This is a genomic window from Streptomyces sp. NPDC023723, from assembly GCF_040639815.1.
In the GTDB taxonomy this organism is placed as follows: Bacteria; Actinomycetota; Actinomycetes; order Streptomycetales; family Streptomycetaceae; genus Streptomyces.
Genome location: NZ_JBFAAP010000001.1, coordinates 331467 through 347811 on the forward strand (window position 1 = coordinate 331467; position 16345 = coordinate 347811).

Genomic DNA, 16345 nt, shown 5'->3' on the forward strand with positions numbered 1-16345 from the left:
GAGCGGGCCGGCGCGTACCGTCCGCCGGCGTCATTCGGGGAGCTGCCGCATCTCCATGACGCGCAGGCCCAGTGACTGGCAGCGGGTGAGCAGTCCGTACAGATGGGCCTCGTCGATCACCGCGCCGAACAGAACGGTCTGGCCGGCCATGACGACGTGCTCCAGCTCCGGGAACGCGTTGGCCAGCGTCTCCGACAGATGTCCCTCGACACGGATCTCGTAGCGCAAGAGCGGTCCTTCCACCGGACGGTGCTCTGTGCCGATCGTGCGTCTCGTCGTCCTCCGGCGACCTCACCCGGTACAGGTGACTCCGACCCCTGTCCGTGTCCTTCAGTGGGTCACCGCGCTGTCTTTCAGTGGGTCACCGCGATCTTGAGGACGACGATCACCAGACCGAGCAGCACGTTGACCGTCGCGGTGGTGGCCATCAGCCGTCGTGAGGCGCCTGCGCGGTGTGCCGCGGCCACGGACCAGCCCACCTGCCCGGCGACGGCGACGGACAGCGCCAGCCACAGGGCGCCCTGGACGTCCAGCCCCAGCACGGGGCTGACGGCGATCGCCGCGGCCGGGGGCACCGCGGCCTTGACGATCGGCCACTCCTCGCGGCACACCCGCAGGATCACCCGCCGGTCCGGAGCGCGCCGCGCGAGACGCGCGCCGAACAGCTCGGCGTGCACGTGGGCGATCCAGAACACCAGGCTGGTGAGCAACAACAGCAGAACCAGTTCGGCGCGGGGAAACGATCCCAGGGTGCCGGCGCCGATCACCACGGACGCCGCGAGCATGGAACCGTACACTCCGCCGGTGTAGTCCGTGCGGGCCCGGTGTGCGGCCCGCCGCTCCCGCCGGTCGGCAGAGCCTCCTGTCCCGGTCTCGCCTGCGGTCACCTGTGTCTCCTCCGCGCTCAGCCCGTCGGCCCGGTCTGTCCCGATGTCCGGGTCCCGGCAACGGGTCAGGGATCGGCCGGGCGCTCCGCCCGGGCGGTCGGCAGACGCGCGGTGACCAGGAAACTCGCGAGCGCGACGCCGCCGGTGGCCAGGATCGCCGCCTTCAGCCCGTCCAACTGGGCGGAGGCGTACGAGTCCGCCACGGCGTCGACCTCGGACGGCGGCAGCCCGGCCTCCTCGGCCGCGGAACGCACCTGCTCGGTCGGGACGAAGGTGACACCGGCCTCCAGCCGGACCCCGACCTGCTCACGGGCGGCCGGGGACAGCCGTGGGTCGTCCGCGACCTGGGTGGTGAAGGCGCCTGCCAGCGCGCCGACCAGGATCGAGCCGATGAGCGCGGTGCCCAGCGCCGAGCCCAGGTTCTGGGCCGTGAACTGCATCCCTCCGGCCTCGCTGCGTTCGTCCTCGCCGACACCGGACTGCACGACGTTGCCGAGCTGCGAGGCGAGCAGACCGACGCCCACGCCCAGCACGGCCATCGCCCCGGCGAACTGCGCGTCGTCGATGACCGGGTCGATCGTGGCCAGCAGCCACACCACGGCGGCCGCCAGAACCACCAGGGCCAGCCGCACCACCCGGCGCGGTCCCGCCCTGCGCCCCAGCGCGGACCCGCACAGGGAGGTCACCAGCATGGTGGCCGACACGGGCAGCAGGCGCAGCCCCGTCTGGAAGGCGTCGAAGCCCTGCACCACCTGCAGGTAGAGCGGGATGGCGAAGAACAGACCGAGGAGGATGAGGTTCTGGCTGAGCAGGGTCGTCAGACCGGCCCGCAGAGCGGGTCTGCCCAGCAGCGAAAGGTGCACCAGAGGATCGGCGCCCCGGACCGCCCGCCGCCGTTCCCAGCTCCTGAACAGGGCCAGCACGGCCATCCCGGCACCGACGACGAAGAGGGTGGGGGAGAAGCCCAGCACGGTGAAGGGAGGGTTGCGGGGCTCGACCCAGCCCCAACTGCTGCTCTGCAGCACCCCGAGCACGCCCAGCCCCAGCCCGGCGGCGGAGAGCGCCGCGCCGACCCCGTCCAGCCGGGGGCGCCGCGCGGCCGGGGCGGGCGTCGCGATCACCCGTCGGCACAGCAGCACGGCCACGACGACGACTACCTCACCGGCGAAGACCAGCCGCCAGGTGAGGTAGCTCGTCATCCAGCCGCCCAGCAGCGGGCCGACCGCGATCCCGGCGCCGGCGAGCCCGCCGATGACCGCGTAGGCGACGGCCCGGTCCCGTCCCCGGTAGGACTCCGCGACCAGCGCCGCCATGGCCGGCAACACCATGGCGGCGCCGAGCCCTTCGACGACGGACCAGCCCAGCGTGAGGACCCACAGGGTGGGCGCCACGGCGGTCACGGCCGAACCGACCCCGTACACGGCCAGTCCCGTCAGGAACATGCGGCGCCGGCCCAGGATGTCCCCGAGCCGGCCGCCGATGAGCATGAACGCTGCCATGACCAGCGCGTACAGGGTGATGACGGCCTGGATGGCGGTGACCTCCGTGTCGAAGTCCTCGACCAGCTGGCTGATCGACACGTTCATCACGGAGGTGTCCAGCACCATCAGGAACTGGGCCGTGCCGAGCACTGCCAGGGCCCGCCAGTGCTTCACGTCGTCTCACCTCGCCGAGTCGGACCGGTGCGCTGCGGCACGTTCCTCCCATCGCACCCCGGCGCCGGCCCCGCGTGCCTCACCCCTCTCGGGGGAGGTCACAGGAGGCCGAGCTCGCGCGCCCGGCGTACCGCGTCGCCGCGCCGGTTCACCGCCAGCTTCCGGTAGGCGCTCTTGAGGTGGGTCTTCACCGTGTTGACCGACACGTACAGGTCGGCGGCGATCTCCTGCGCGGACATCATGCGGGCCAGCCGCCGCAGCACATCAAGTTCGCGTGCGCTCAGCTCCACCGGCACCAGGAGCGCGGGGTCGGGCCCGGACCGCACTGGTTCGCCGTGCGCTCGTGTTCTGCCGGGCAGCAGCCAGCCCTCGGCGAGTTCGTGCAGTGGCGCTGTGGCCAGCAGCGGCTCGATCCAGTCGCCTGCCTGGAGGAAGGGGCGCCGCAGACGCTCGCGCCGGGCGCCGAGAAGCGCACGTGCGACCAGCCTGCGGGCGGTGACCGTGTCGCCCGACTCCTGCGCCAGCCGGGCCCGCACCAGCGCCGCCCCCACGCTCACCGCGGGGCCGGTGCGTCCCCTGGCGCGAACGGCGCCGAGCAGTTCGGCCGCCGCACGGGGCTGCCCCGCGGCGACCTGGATCCCCGCCGCTTCCACAGCGCACACCGGTTGGTCGGCGCAGACGCCGTGGAGAAGTCGCACGGCTTCGTCCGGCCGGCCGGCTGCGAGGCCGGCGGCGGAGCGGACGACCGCCGCGTGACTCTCCGCCCAAGGGGACGCCACCGCGGCGGCCAGGGCCGGCTCCGCGGCCTCGGCGGCGGCGTGTGCTTCACCGGTGTCGAGGAGCAGGCGTGCGGCGGCCAGGGCCCGCCCCGCCGTCGGCACCGGATCGTGTTCCCGCGCCGGGAGCCCGGCCGTCTCGTCGAGCAGGGCCCGGGCCCGGCCCAGTTCCTGTCGGTCCACGGCCACCGCGGCCAGGACCAGCCGGCCGAGGCCCGCGCCGGGGGGCCGGGGCAGGCCCGCCCGCTCCGCCTCGGACACGGCGGCCAGAGCCCTGCGTTCCGCCCGGCCGAGCCAGCCGCTCAGGTAGTCGAGCAGGGCCAGGTGCCCCATCGACTCCACTCGGGGCAGGACGGTGGCGGGACCGCCCGGGGCGCCGGCCACCCGGGTCAACGCGGCACGTGCGTCGTCGAAGCGCCCTTCCCACAGACGGGCCGAACCCACGTGTGTCAGCAGCAGGGCGGTCAGTTCCGGATGCTCGTCCAGCAGGGCGTGGGGCAGGTCCCGGCGCAGTTCCTCGGCCGTCGCGGCGGCCTGCTCGGCCCGCGCGGGGCATCCGGTGAGCCGGCCGGCGAGCGCCTCCAGCAGCGTGCAGCTCAACCTGGCCGCCACCAGGCCAGCCGTCACCAGGCCAGGGGAGTCCTCGGTTCCGGAAAGCTGTTCCTGGGCCCGTCGCAGCCGGCCCAGACCGTGATCGAGGTCGCGTCGGGCCAGTGCGTCCGCCGCCCGCACGAGGTCGCTCGCCGGACTCGCCGCCTCGGGCCCCATGCCGGCGAACAGCTGGGCCAGAGAGTCCGAGCGCAGGCCCGCGAAGAGCTGCCCGATCGCGAGGTCCTCGACGAGCGCGCCGGCGGCCAGATCGAAGTCGCCGCCCGCGGCGCCATGGGCGAGCGTCTCCGGCAGGAAGCCGCAGCGGCGCAGCCATCGCGCGGCTCGCAGGTGCAGCTCCGCTTCCGTACCGGGCAGGCGTTCGCGCAGGTGAGCCCGGAGTATTTCCCGGAAGAGCGGGTGCAGCCGGTACCAGGAATGTCCCAGCCGCTCGATGAACGCGTTCTCCCGGTGCAGCCCGGCGAGGAGGCGTTCGGCGTCGCTGCGCAGGGTGAGGGCGTCGGCCAGGTCCGGGCAGAAACGGTCCAGCACACTGACCCGCAGCAGCAGATCCTGCGTCTCCTCCGGCCTCCCCTTCAGGACCTCGGACAGCAGGAAGTCCGCGACCATGCTGTGGTCCGTCTCGAACTCCTTCAGATACCGCTCGGGGTCGGTGCTCTCCCCGGCGGCCAAGGCGGACAGCCGCAGTCCGGCGGCCCAGCCCCGGGTGCGTTCCACCAGAGCGGAAGCGGCGTGCGCGGGCAGACGCAGTCCGTGCAGTCGCAGCAGCGCGTCGGCCTCCTGCGGGGTGAAGGACAGTTCGGCGCCGCGTATCTCGGTCAGTTCATCGGCGGCCCGGTAGCGGTGCAGCGGGAGCAGCGGCTCGGTGCGGGTGACGAGGACGAGGCGCAGGCCCGGGCCGGAGTGGCGCAGGACGAACTCCAGCTGTGCCGCGACCTCGGGGTTGGTCATCCGGTCGTACTCGTCGAGCACGAGGACCACGGGACGGTCGAGGGCGTTCAGTTCGGCGGCGAGCGACGTCAGCAGCCCGCGTCCCACACCGCTCGGGTCCGCGGGCGCCCCGGCGGCGTCGGCCGCCCTCACCCCGTACACGCGCAGGGACTCGAAGACGTAGGCCCAGAAGACTCCTGGCCGGTGATCTCCGGCCTCGACGGTCAGCCAGGCGACCGGGGACCGCAGCCCCGCGGCCCAGTCGGCCGTCAGAAGTGTCTTGCCGGCGCCGGCCGAACCGTTGACCAGCGTCAGCGGTGTGCGCAGGGCCTGGTTCAAATGAACGACGAGCCGCTGCCGCCGCAAGAAGGTGGCAGGCCGAGCGGGAAGAGCGAACCGTGTGCGCAGGTACGGATCGCCCAGCGGGTCGGTGCCCGCATCGGCCGGTGCCCTGACTCTGCCGTCGGTCGTGCTCATGCTCCTCCCCCCGGCGACTCCGTCCCCTCGGCGTACTCGGGCCTGAAGCGGTGGAGCACGCTCCCGCCCGGCTGGACTACGCCGTAACTGGCCTCGGGCACCTCGTTCCACGCGCCGGGCAGGTCCCCGAGGGGTTCCGACACGACGAGGCGGGTCTCGTCGGACAGCTCGCGCAGGAACGACACGTCGGGGTGGAGCGCGCGCAGGGCGTCGACCTTGGTGCTGACGTACAACGATCGCGAGCGGCCTGCACTGGAGTAACGGAAGGCCCACACGCGTTCGCCGTCGGTCACCGCCACGGTCATCTGCAGCGGGTGCGGGATGCCGTGCGTCTTCGCGGCCGTCTCGACAAGACCGGCCATGCGCGCCACCGCACCGGGCGGATCGTCGGCCAGACCGAAGGTCAGGGCGAGGAAGAACATGACCTCGGAGTCGGTGAAGCCCTCGATGTCGGGGTACAGGACCGGGTCGACGGACAGCGCGAGATCACGCCGGATCCGGCGGAACTCGCTGATCATCCCGTTGTGCATCCACAGCCACCGACCGCTCCGGAAGGGGTGGCAGTTGCTCTGCTGCACCGCCGTTCCCGTCGATGCCCTGATGTGCCCGAAGAACAGCCCCGAGCGCGTGTGGTGGGCGACCTCCCGCAGATTGCGGTCGTTCCAGGCCGGGCCGACATCCCGCAGGATTGCCGGCTCGGCTGTCGCCGTGTCCTTCGGGTACCAACCGACACCGAAGCCGTCACCATTGGTCGTCTCCACACCCATGCGGGAGTGCAGACTCTGGTCGATCAGGGAGTGCTCCGGCTGGAACAGAACCTGGCTGAGAAGGACGGGTGTACCCGAGTAGGCGATCCAGCGGCACATCGCGACGCCCCTTCCGGCGGCGGCGAAGGCGCCACCGCGGTGGCCGCCGCGGGAACTCCGCAGCTCCGGCGCACGGCAGGCGCCAGGAAGCCGTCCCGCGGCTGCTACCAGTATCGCGTCCGGCAGCCGGCGGGGCATGCGGACAGGGAACCCCCTGGGCCCGCCCCTGGGCAGGCCGACGCCGGGAGGCTCGGCTGCCCGGTCGGTCCTCAGCGAAGCCGCAGCGGCCGAGGACGGCGGCACTGTGCACAGGGTCGCATTGACGGCAAAGTCAGGAAGTTCGATCACTCCTCGGCACTGCCGGGGAACCACCCGGCCACACTGGCCGTGCCGGACCGCCGAGGAGTGCTGGTTTCCAGCGCCGCCGATGTCACTCGTGAAGGTCAGAACGAAGCAACCCACGCGCGTTCGCTGACACGATGGTCCCGTGGTTGACCTGGAGAGCATCGAAGCAGAGACCGTGGCGTACTTCCGAGCGCTCGATGAGAAAGCCACCCTGCGGCACCACTTCCGCCACGCTGACGAGGAGGGCGGTCTGTGGTACATCGAGGCCGTACCCGACCGTGGCGAGCTGATCGTCATCAAGCAAGCCGAGCTGACTCCGGCCGGCCAGCTCAACCGGTACAGCTGGGAGCACTTGGAGGACGAGCACGGCGGCCTGACGGACCAAGCGATCGACCCTGAAGGGGATCCGCTGGAGACCATCCCGACCGAGGAGTTCCAGCGGGTGTGGACTCAGTGACAGGGTCGGACAACCACTTCTAGGAGAGAGGCTGGGGTGTCGGGCCGGTGACCTGTGGCTTCGATGCCTGGCGAGACGCCCGGCAACTCGACGTTCAAACAATCTTGATGACCGTTGCTGACCGCATGAGGTTCTCCGGCGTAGTCATCCGAACCAGCGTGCCCTTCCTCCAGCCGCGGCCTCGTGCGTGAGGCCATGATGCACCAGGACGGCCTGGAGGCACTGGGGGAGTCCATGCGCCTGCACGGGCAGTGCTGCCGCAGCATCTCTCTCACCTGGGGACTGCCTCTCCAGTACCTGCCGTCGTGGCAGACAACGTCCGACGCCGTCCACCGCCGCGGACTTCACACGACGGAGGCGCAACGAGACTTCCATCTCCGCGTGTGGACGCATGCCCGGCGCCGGCTGCAGGATGACATGCGCGAGCGCACCCGCCCATCCCCGCTGTTGACGAGCTCGCTCAGCCTTCGCTGTGGCGGATGGCACCACTGGCAGTACACGCTGATGGCGAACCGTCTTCCGCTGCCGCCCGGCGCACTGCGCCACGCTGGCCCCTGACATGACTTGGAGACAGAGGCACGCAACGCACTCGCGAGCGCGGTCGATGCTTACAACTTCCTCGAAGACACCGGCCTCCGCGGACTCGCCCACAACCACGCCCATCACGTTGCAGCTCTGGTAGGCGGACTGTTCGGGTGCGACATCGAGTACTCGGACAACACCTACAGGGATGTCTGCTCCCTCTCACTTGACACCCGTTACCCCGTCACCGTGCAGCGCGTTGGCGAGGGAACGTGCAACGCCTGCGGATGCCAAAGCTGCTCTCACACCGACGGGGAGACCGTTATGGCTTATCCGCGGCCGATCCTCTCCGAGGGGTAACTGCACGAAGTGAGCCTGGTCTCCCGGCCGGGACACCCCCTGGCCCGCTTCACCAGATTCGAAATCGATCCGCAGTTGCTTGGCTGTGGGGTGCGACGGCCGCCGCATATACCTCGCCGCCCCCGAGCGTCGACACCGTGTCGAGGCCATCGGGATGCACGCGCTGAATCTCCAGCCCCACACCCCGCCGCTGGAGCGGTTCCTCACCGAACTGTCCCGCGCCCAGTGCGCGCAGGTCACCGTCTTCGACTGGGGCGCCGCCGCGGCGATGCCGTTCCTTCCACGTCTGCGGTACGGGCGGACAGTACTGGCACCGGCACGCTGGAAGCTGGAAGCGTCCGAACTGCCCGGCCATGCCCGCCCGCGGACCGAGTGGGACGCCGCGCTCAGCGACTGGCGTGCCCGGCGGAGGCTGCCGCGCCGCGTCTACCTCGCAGAGGACGACCGGCGCCGCTTCCTCGACTTCGACGAGACCGGCCACCGCGCGCTCCAGCCGTGTTCCACTCCATGCTCAGGATTGAAACAGATTATTGTTGATAAAGGAATTGTTGAATTTGATTGCGATGAGCCCGCTCGACAGTTGCGCGCATGAAGGGGTCGTGGTCCTATGGAATAGGGATGACGTTACGGGGGCGAAAGTCGGAGGCGAGATTCATGGGCAGGGCTGTCAGGGCGACGAGTATTACGTGCCACCAAACGGACGACGACGACATGGACGAAATCTTCTTGCACTACAACGGCCTAAGGTTTTGGCCTTCCGCCGACGGCACCGTCGGGACGTCGGCGACTGGCACGTATGGCGTTAACAGTGCCGCATTCGACCTCCCCGGACGGTTCAGCCTGCGGGATGACGAGGGCCCCTGGGGTTCCGACTCGCTCGGCTGGGTTGACCTATCCGCCGACGAGCCGGTGGGCGGAGACCAGCACGCGGACTTCATTGGCACCGACGACGACGGGCACTACACATTGAATTACAGGGTAGGGGAAACTTTCTAGAGCTTCCTCAGTTTGCCCCGAGCGGAGCGACGAATGACCTATGGGTGACACCCCCGCGAGGTGTCACCCATTACTTACTTGGTCGAATGCTCCGGTCTCAAGTGGTCTCTTGCGCTCGAGATGACATCAATCGGGATCGACTGATCGTGAGGTTGGCCAGAGATTTGACGCAAGTGCTGAAGCCGTGGGATATCGCTTGATTAGTCTCGGCATGCTTGCTTCCCGGATCCCATCGCTCGCCCCAGAGGGCCGGCACTCGCGAACGGCGCCTTCTCCATCTCGGAGTCTGGGCGCCCCCGCCGGACGCTTGCCTTTGACTCGCGGGTGACTTCCCGCGCTCCTGCCGGCGCGCGCCCGCGCTGTGCGCGGGCCATGAGCCTGTGCAGAAGGTTGTAACTCAGGTGGCGTCTGGGATGCGCCAGGGTGGAGCTGCGTACTGCTCCGGGCGTCTGGTGAGCAGGAGTTGGTGTAGGTCGAAGGTGTGCGACCGGAAGGCCGGGGAGATCGCCAAGGATGCCGTGAGCGGTGAGGCCCTGATGGCGGTCGGCGTCGTCTGCATCGACGAGGGTGAGACGTCGCTGATCCAGGTCATCGTCTCGGAGGGCGGAGTCACGGACGGTCTGACCGTCGGTGCGCCCGTCTCCCTGCCCAGCCTGGTGGTCCGTCCGTGGGGAAGCGTCTTCAGCGGCCGGCAGCCATCGCGGATCGGCTCGGTGCCCTCATTCGAGGCGATGGGGGAGCGACCGCCGGATCGGCGGGAGAAGGAACCGGACAGCGGTAACGGCGACTACGTAGCCGTGACGCCTGGACTGTAGAGGGTTGGCTCGTGCGGAAACCTCCTGTGAGCTGGCCCTTCTGCTTCTACAGGGCCTTTCGCTGGCTTCGCGCTTTTCGCTGAAAACTTTCTTTGCTTGCTCTACTCCCTCCGTTTGCGTTACTCTTCCGTGGTCGACACCGACTAGCAAGGGGGAGGGCATGAGCCCAACTATTGAGGTTGATGAACAGACCTATCGTTCGATCGAGTTCGCGGCACGAATGGGCGGTAGCACTGCCGGCGAGGTTGTCGCTCGGCTCGTGCGAACCGCAAGCGTGCCGCCCTCTGTGCCAGCCGCCGCGAGCAAGGACGGCGCGGAGAAGGAACGCAAGGTCGACGTGTATGCCGACTACGAAGGTCATCGGACTCGCGGCAGCTATGACCTGGACACGAAGCGGATTGACATCACTTCGGGGCCGCTCGCCGGGCAAAGTTTCAAGACGCCGACCGGGGCAGCCCGGGCGGTAGTGGCGCACTACAAGCCGGACGTGAACCCGAACCGCAATGGTTGGTCGTTCTGGCTGCTTGATGACGGGTCCGGCGGGCTTCTGCAGAGCATCCGGCGCTTGACGTGAGCCCGCGGGGGACGACCTGTTACGTGGCGTCTCGCCCATGTGCAGGTGGTCCGTCCAGGGCGGGGAAGCCGACGTAGTGGCACGCGGGTGGCGCGGTGCCTGAAACGGCTGAGGGCCAGCCCGGGAGGAAACCCCTTCTGAGCTGGCCCTTCTGTGTGTGCCCCCGGCAGGATTCGAACCTGCGACACCCGCTTTAGGAGAGCGGTGCTCTATCCCCTGAGCTACGAAGGCGTGGGTGGCCCGGCCACCGTCGACAGTGTAGCGGGTGGTGTGCCGGCGTCGGGGTGGTCAGGTCGGTGGGACGGTTCGGAAGCGGCCTGCTGTGCGGAGGTCGGACTCGATCGCGGTCGCCGTTTCGCGCAGGGCGGGCAGGAGTTCCGCGGTGCAGGACTCGGGGGTGCGGCGGGCCGCGTGGGTGGTCACGTCGATCGCGGCGACCGGGTGGCCGGCGCGGTCGCGGACCGGGACGGCGAGGGAGCGCAGGCCCGCTTCCGGTTCGCCGTCGGTGAGGACGTGGTCCGGGGCCGCCGGGCCGGCCAGCAGGACCCGGCCGAGGGCGGTCGTGCGGGCCGGGAGGCGGGCGCCGACCGTGACGCGGGCGCTCAGGACGCGGCCGGCGGCGGCGCGGGCGGTGTACTGGATCTCCGCGCCGGAGTCGGACAGCACGGCCATCGCCGTCGACTCGTGGACGTGGGCGGCGAGCGCCTCCAGATGGGGCTGGGCGATCTGGGGGAGGGAGAGGCGGGACAGGGGCGGGAAGCCGAGGGAGAGGACCCGGGGGGTGAGGGTGAAGGTGCGGTCCGTCGGGGCGGCGGGGGTGATCAGGCCGGCGTGCTGGTGGGTGATCAGGGCGCGGCGGGCCGTGGCCCGGGACAGGCCGGTCGCCTTCGCCACCTCCGTGAGGGTCAGCGCGGAGCGGCCCTCGCCGAAGGCTGTCAGCACGGTCAGGCCGCGGGCCAGGGACTCCACGAAGCTGCGGCCCAGTTCGTGCTTGGACGCGCCGGTCCAGCCGGCCAGGCCGGCGCGGGCCGGGCCGGGTTCCGGGGGCGGGGCGGCGCGCAGGTCGGACTCCATCGCCGCCACTGTTGAGAGGAGGGCCGGCAGGAGGTCGTCGCGCAGGGCCGTGGCGGTGTGTCTGCTGGTGTGGCTGACCACGCTGGCCACGCAGACCGTCCGGCCGGTCCCCGGGTCCCGTACCGGTGCCGACACCGCGACCAGGCCCGGTTCGATCAACTGGTCGTCCAGCGCCCAGCCGTCGCCCGCCGCGCGGGCGGTACGGCGGGTGAAGTCCTCGTCGGGGGTGGGGTGGTCGTTGGGCGGGACGGCCGGGAAGGCGGTGTCGTGCGGGTCCGCGGCGCGGCGGGCGCGCCAGTGGCACCAGTCGGGGTCCGCCCATTGCGTCGCGAACAGCGGGCCCGGCGCGGTGCGTTCGGCCGGCAGCAGGTCGCCGATGCGGAAGCTGAGGGACATCGCCCGGCGGCGGGTGGCCTGGTGGATGAAGCGGACGGCGTCGCGGTCGGCGACCGCGAGGGAGACCGACTCGTCCAGTTCGTCGGCGAGGGCGTCGGCCCGCCAGGAGAGCAGGGCGGGCAGCCGCAGCGCGGCCAGGTAGGCGTTGCCCAGCTCGGCCGCGCGGGGGGCCAGTGTCACGTCGCGGCCGGTCAGGCGGACGTAGCCCATGTGGGCGAGGGTGGCGGTGACGCGGTCGACCGTGGCCCGGGCGAGGCCGGTGCTCCGTTCCAGGGCGCTGGGGCTGAGCGTGCCGTCCGCCTCGGTCAGCCGCCGCAGGACCGTGATCCCGCGCAGCAGCGGCGTGACCGCCTCCGCCGGTCCGGCCGGTTCGGCGGCAGACGGGCCGTGCGTGTCGTTCGTGGTGCTGGCGGGCATCGGATCTCCGGTACGGCGGTCGAGGCAGGCCCTACCGTAAGCCGAAGCCGTGCCGCGGGGGTCAGCCCCGGGTGATCCGTACCCGGTGGTCGCCCTTCAGGTCCGCGCCCGCCACCGTGATCGTCACCTTGTGGTGCGGGTCCTTGAACGTCTCGCCGGGGGCGAAGGCCGCGTCGGAGAGTTCGGCGTGCACGTTGGGGCTGCGGGTGCAGCCGCCGCTGTCCCGGCGGGAGTCGTACACCTTGACCGGGCCCATGCCGGTGTCGACGTCCGCGTCGACCTTGTAGATCAGGACGCCGGGGCGGCACACCGCCTCGTCGTTGCCCGCGCGGGTGCGCAGTTCGACGGCGTAGCCCGAGCGGGCGTCCAGCGGGACGAAGACCAGTTTGTCGCCGCCCGCGCGGGCCAGCGGGGTGAGCGTGTACTCCTTGCTGCCCGGCACCGCCGCGCAGTGCACCTGGTCGGCGTCCAGCCAGCCCAGCTTCCACTTGTGCCAGCCGACCAGGTCGTTGTTGGCGCCCCAGTCCTCGCTCATGATGTCCCAGTGGCCGGCCGCGCCGCCGCCCTCCTGGGTGTACAGGTCGGGCAGGCCGAAGACATGGCCGTTCTCGTGCGGCAGCACCCGGTAGCCGGTCTTGCCGTAGCTGCCGGAGCCGTCGTCCTGGCGGGAGTAGACGAAGGACGCGTTGGCGACCGGGACGCCGTCGGCGACGGGGGCCTCGTGGTTGCCGGCGAAGGTGACGGACAGCACGGTGTCCAGGGCGGAGGGGCCCGCGTTCGGGGTGACCAGGATGTTCAGCAGGTCGTAGGCGCGGAAGTCGACCTCCGGGTCGGCCGTTGCCACGATGTCCTCGACCAGGTCGCGGTAGGCGGGGTCGAAGGGGGCGCCGCGCTCTATGCCGTACTCGGCGAAGGGTCTGGGCATGCGCAGCCAGTCGCGGACCGGGGCTTCGGGGCGGTAGTCGAGGCGGCCGTAGGAACTGGTGCGGAACCAGTCCTGGGTCTGCGGGAAGAACTCGGCGTAGCGGTCCAGGGCCCTGCCCTCGCCGGGGGCGTCGGAGAAGTCGACCATCAGGTTGAGGGCGCGGACGGTGCCGGTGGAGCGGGAGTAGCCCTGCGAGGTGGGGACGCCCTCGGACATCTGGATCTCGGCACCGCCGGTGATCATGCAGGGGCCGTGCGCGGAGGAGCGGGAGAGGGAGGCGGGGGAGGCGCCCGCCGCGGCGGCGCCGGGCGGCAGGTGGCCGGTGCCGGCCGAGGTGCTGACCGCCAGGGTCAGTCCGGTCACGGACAGGAGGGCGGCCACGCGGCGGGGGCGTATCCGACGGCGCTGCTGCGGCTGCATCCAGTCCTCCCGGGGACGGCCCGGCAGCCGCCGGTCTCCGGCTGCACCCTTGGGCTCACCCTGTGCCGGGGGCGGCGGGGGCGCGCGTTGGAGGAGACCGATCGTGGGTTTCCGGCCGGTAGGGGGTCGGGAGGCGGGCGGGGGAGGGCAGTAGAGGTGGTTTGGCCCGCGTGCGTCGCACCGGCCGCGCGGGTGGTGTGACGCAGGTCACCGCAGAAGGTTGGAAGCGGGGAAATAACCGGGGATCGTTTCCCCGTTTAGACCTGTGTCCGAGCGAAACGGGGAGTCGTTCCCCGGTTCGTACAGTTCGTTCACAGGCATTCGTTCACAGGCATTCGTTCGCAGTTGTTCGTTCACAGCTACCACCGAGGAGTACGCCGTGCAGACCGCGACCCCCGTGCAGCGCAAGGTGACCCGGCCGCGCGCCGATGCCCTGCGCAACCGGGAGCGGATACTCACCGCCGCCCAGGAGATGTTCGTCGAGCACGGCCCCGATGTGCCGCTCGACGAGGTCGCCCGCCGGGCCGGTGTCGGCAACGCCACGGTGTACCGCAACTTCCCCGACCGTGACGCCCTCGTCCGCGAGGTCGTCTGCTCGGTCATGGACCGCATGGCCGGGGCGGCCGAGGTGGGACTCGCCCGGGGCGGGGACCCCTTCGCGGCGCTGGAGCGCTTCGTGCACGTCGTCGCCGACGAGCGGATCGGCGCTCTGTGCCCGATGGTCTCCGCCACGTTCGACCAGCACCACCCCGACCTGGAAGCGGCTCGCGAACGGGTCGAGGGACTGGTCGGCCGGCTGATGGACCGGGCAAGGACGGCCGGTCTGCTCCGCGACGACGTGGGCGTCGGCGACCTGCTGGTCGCCGTGACCCAGCTCAGCCGGCCGCCGGCCGGTACCCGGTGCATGGGCGGCGACCGCTTCACCCACCGTCATCTCCAGCTGTTCCTGGACGGGTTGCGGGCTCCGGCCCGCTCCGCCCTGCCGGGTACGGCCATCACCGTGGAGGATCTGCGCCGGCCCTGCGACCAGCTCAGCTAGCCCAGTAACCAGCCAGTAACCAGTACGTGCCGATCGTACGTACGCGAGTCCGTACAGCTTCCGCGATCCCCCCACAGCTTTCCCCGCGGATTTCCGCAGCATCTCGAGAACACCAGGCGACCGTCGGCGTGGACGGGCCGTCATCCGGTCCGGTCCGGTCCTGTCCGGTCCTGCCCTGTCCTGCCCTGTCCTGTCCTGTGCGGTCATCCCGTCCTGCCCGCCTGCCTCACACCTTTTCCGTTACGCCAGCCAGAACGTCACAACGTCCCGAAGTGGGTACTCCCATGTCCGCAGCAGCCGTCAAGGCAGCTCCCGGCGTCCCCGACGCCGGCCGCTGGAAAGCGCTCGTCTTCATCGCGCTCGCCCAGCTGATGGTCGTCCTCGACTCGACCATCGTGAACATCGCCCTGCCCTCCGCCCAGCAGGACCTCGGCATCTCCGACGGCAACCGCCAGTGGGTCGTCACGGCCTACGCGCTCGCCTTCGGCGGCCTGCTGCTGTTCGGCGGCCGGATAGCCGACCTGTGGGGCCGCAAGCGCACCTTCGTCGTCGGCCTGATCGGCTTCGCGCTGGCCTCCGCGCTCGGCGGTGCCGCCACCAACGAGGCGATGATGTTCGGCGCCCGCGCCCTCCAGGGTGCCTTCGGCGCCCTGCTCGCGCCCGCCGCGCTCTCCCTGCTCGCCGTGACCTTCACGGACGCCAAGGAGCGCGCCAAGGCGTTCGGCATCTACGGTGCCATCGCCGGTGGCGGCGCGGCCGTCGGTCTGATCCTCGGTGGTTTCCTCACCGAGTACCTGGACTGGCGCTGGACGTTCTTCGTCAACATCCCGTTCGCCGCGGTCGCCGCGGCCGGTGCCTGGTTCGTCGTCCACGAGCCCGAGGGCAGCCGCAACCGCTCCACGCTCGACATCCCCGGTGTCATCCTGTCCACCCTGGGCCTGGTCGCGCTGGTCTACGGCTTCACCCGCGCCGAGTCCGAGGGCTGGAGCGACCCCACCACGATCGGCATGTTCGTCGCGTCCGCCGTGCTGCTGCTCACCTTCGCCCTGGTCGAGTCCCGGGTGCGGGCCCCGCTGCTGCCGCTGCGCGTGGTCGCCGACCGCACCCGCGGCGGCATCTACCTCTCGCTGGGCCTCGCCATCATCGGCATGTTCGGCCTGTTCCTCTTCCTCACCTACTACCTCCAGATCGTCAAGGGCTACTCGCCGGTCAAGACCGGCTTCGCCTTCCTGCCGATGGTCGCGGGCATGATCACGGGCTCCACCCAGATCGGCACCCGGCTGATGACCCGGGTCGCGCCCCGCTTCCTGATGGGCCCCGGCTTCCTGGTCGGCGCGGTCGGCATGCTGCTGCTGACCCAGCTGGAGATCGACACGTCCTACGCCGCCGTGCTGCTGCCCGGCATGCTGCTGCTCGGTCTCGGCATGGGTACGGCGTTCATGCCGGCCATGTCGATGGCCACCCAGGGCGTGCGGCCGCAGGACGCCGGTGTCGCCTCCGCGATGGTCAACACCTCCCAGCAGGTGGGCGGCGCCATCGGTACGGCGCTGCTGAACACGATCGCCGCCTCGGCCACCGCGTCCTACCTCACCGACCACATCGGCGGTGCCACCAGCCGGTCCCAGCAGCAGCTGGTCCAGCTCCAGGCACAGGTGGACGGCTACACCAGCGCCATCTGGTTCGCCGTCGGCATCCTGGTCGCGGCGGGCGTCATCGCCCTGACCCTGGTCAACGCGGGCCGTCCGGGCTCCGGCCAGGTGGCCGGCTCCGGTACGGGCGAGGGCGCGGAGGACGAGCTGCTGGTGCCGGTCATCGCCCACTGAGGCGGCAGCCGTAACCGCAGTACCCCTTCGGGCACCACCCGG

The 16345-nt window shown here is 70.9% G+C and carries 13 protein-coding genes, 1 tRNA gene and 1 pseudogene; 7 read left to right on the top strand and 8 right to left on the bottom strand.

All coding sequences use genetic code 11. The features are described from left to right. Positions 1-30 precede the first annotated feature (30 nt). The 5 genes from AB0G32_RS01625 to AB0G32_RS01645 form a co-directional block, all read right to left on the bottom strand. Complete coding sequence (locus AB0G32_RS01625) at positions 31-228, bottom strand: hypothetical protein (protein ID WP_361156607.1); 198 nt, start codon at positions 226-228, stop codon at positions 31-33. 125 nt (positions 229-353) lie between these two features. Further along, positions 354-887: a hypothetical protein gene (locus AB0G32_RS01630; RefSeq protein WP_361156610.1), complete on the bottom strand. Its 534-nt coding sequence runs from the start codon at positions 885-887 to the stop codon at positions 354-356. Positions 888-952: 65 nt separating this feature from the next. Further along, a complete protein-coding gene (locus AB0G32_RS01635; protein WP_361156613.1) occupies positions 953-2542 on the bottom strand; it encodes an MFS transporter in 1590 nt (529 codons plus the stop codon). 98 nt (positions 2543-2640) lie between these two features. Further along, entirely contained in the window at positions 2641-5334 is a 2694-nt protein-coding gene (locus AB0G32_RS01640; RefSeq protein ID WP_361156616.1) for a LuxR C-terminal-related transcriptional regulator, read from the bottom strand. After that, positions 5331-6200 carry a class II glutamine amidotransferase gene (locus AB0G32_RS01645; protein ID WP_361157144.1) on the bottom strand — a complete coding sequence of 290 codons (870 nt, stop codon included), beginning with the start codon at positions 6198-6200 and terminating at the stop codon, positions 5331-5333. Before AB0G32_RS01645 ends, AB0G32_RS01640 begins: the two co-directional genes overlap by 4 nt. A gap of 427 nt (positions 6201-6627) precedes the next feature. On the opposite strand from AB0G32_RS01645, the gene AB0G32_RS01650 reads away from it, so the two are divergent. The 5 genes and pseudogenes from AB0G32_RS01650 (at position 6628) to AB0G32_RS01670 (ending at position 10209) form a co-directional block, all read left to right on the top strand. Next, positions 6628-6942: a hypothetical protein gene (locus AB0G32_RS01650; RefSeq protein WP_361156619.1), complete on the top strand. Its 315-nt coding sequence runs from the start codon at positions 6628-6630 to the stop codon at positions 6940-6942. 961 nt (positions 6943-7903) lie between these two features. Continuing rightward, positions 7904-8314, top strand: a pseudogene (locus tag AB0G32_RS01655) (lantibiotic dehydratase); the annotation flags it as partial. Between the two features lie 221 nt (positions 8315-8535). After that, on the top strand, positions 8536-8820 hold the full coding sequence (locus AB0G32_RS01660) for a hypothetical protein (protein WP_361156622.1): 285 nt from the start codon (positions 8536-8538) through the stop codon (positions 8818-8820). A 449-nt stretch (positions 8821-9269) separates the two neighbouring features. After that, entirely contained in the window at positions 9270-9635 is a 366-nt protein-coding gene (locus AB0G32_RS01665) for a hypothetical protein (protein ID WP_361157146.1), read from the top strand. Positions 9636-9795: 160 nt separating this feature from the next. Next, a complete protein-coding gene (locus AB0G32_RS01670) occupies positions 9796-10209 on the top strand; it encodes a hypothetical protein (RefSeq protein ID WP_361156625.1) in 414 nt (137 codons plus the stop codon). Positions 10210-10367: 158 nt separating this feature from the next. Here AB0G32_RS01670 and AB0G32_RS01675 read toward each other — a convergent pair. The 3 genes from AB0G32_RS01675 to AB0G32_RS01685 all read right to left on the bottom strand — a co-directional run bounded on the left by AB0G32_RS01675 (position 10368) and on the right by AB0G32_RS01685 (position 13441). After that, a tRNA-Arg gene (locus AB0G32_RS01675) sits at positions 10368-10440 on the bottom strand. Positions 10441-10497: 57 nt separating this feature from the next. Continuing rightward, complete coding sequence (locus AB0G32_RS01680; protein WP_361156628.1) at positions 10498-12096, bottom strand: helix-turn-helix domain-containing protein; 1599 nt, start codon at positions 12094-12096, stop codon at positions 10498-10500. Between the two features lie 61 nt (positions 12097-12157). Then, positions 12158-13441 (bottom strand): M6 family metalloprotease domain-containing protein, encoded by a 1284-nt coding sequence (locus AB0G32_RS01685; RefSeq protein ID WP_361156631.1) that lies wholly within the window; start codon positions 13439-13441, stop codon positions 12158-12160. Positions 13442-13820: 379 nt separating this feature from the next. Between AB0G32_RS01685 and AB0G32_RS01690 the strand changes: the two genes are divergently transcribed. Then, positions 13821-14480 (top strand): TetR/AcrR family transcriptional regulator, encoded by a 660-nt coding sequence (locus tag AB0G32_RS01690; protein WP_361156634.1) that lies wholly within the window; start codon positions 13821-13823, stop codon positions 14478-14480. 284 nt (positions 14481-14764) lie between these two features. Next, the gene (locus AB0G32_RS01695; RefSeq protein ID WP_361156637.1) at positions 14765-16303 is read left to right on the top strand and encodes an MFS transporter; all 1539 of its coding nucleotides are present in this window, start codon (positions 14765-14767) and stop codon (positions 16301-16303) included. The last annotated feature ends 42 nt before the right edge of the window (positions 16304-16345 follow it).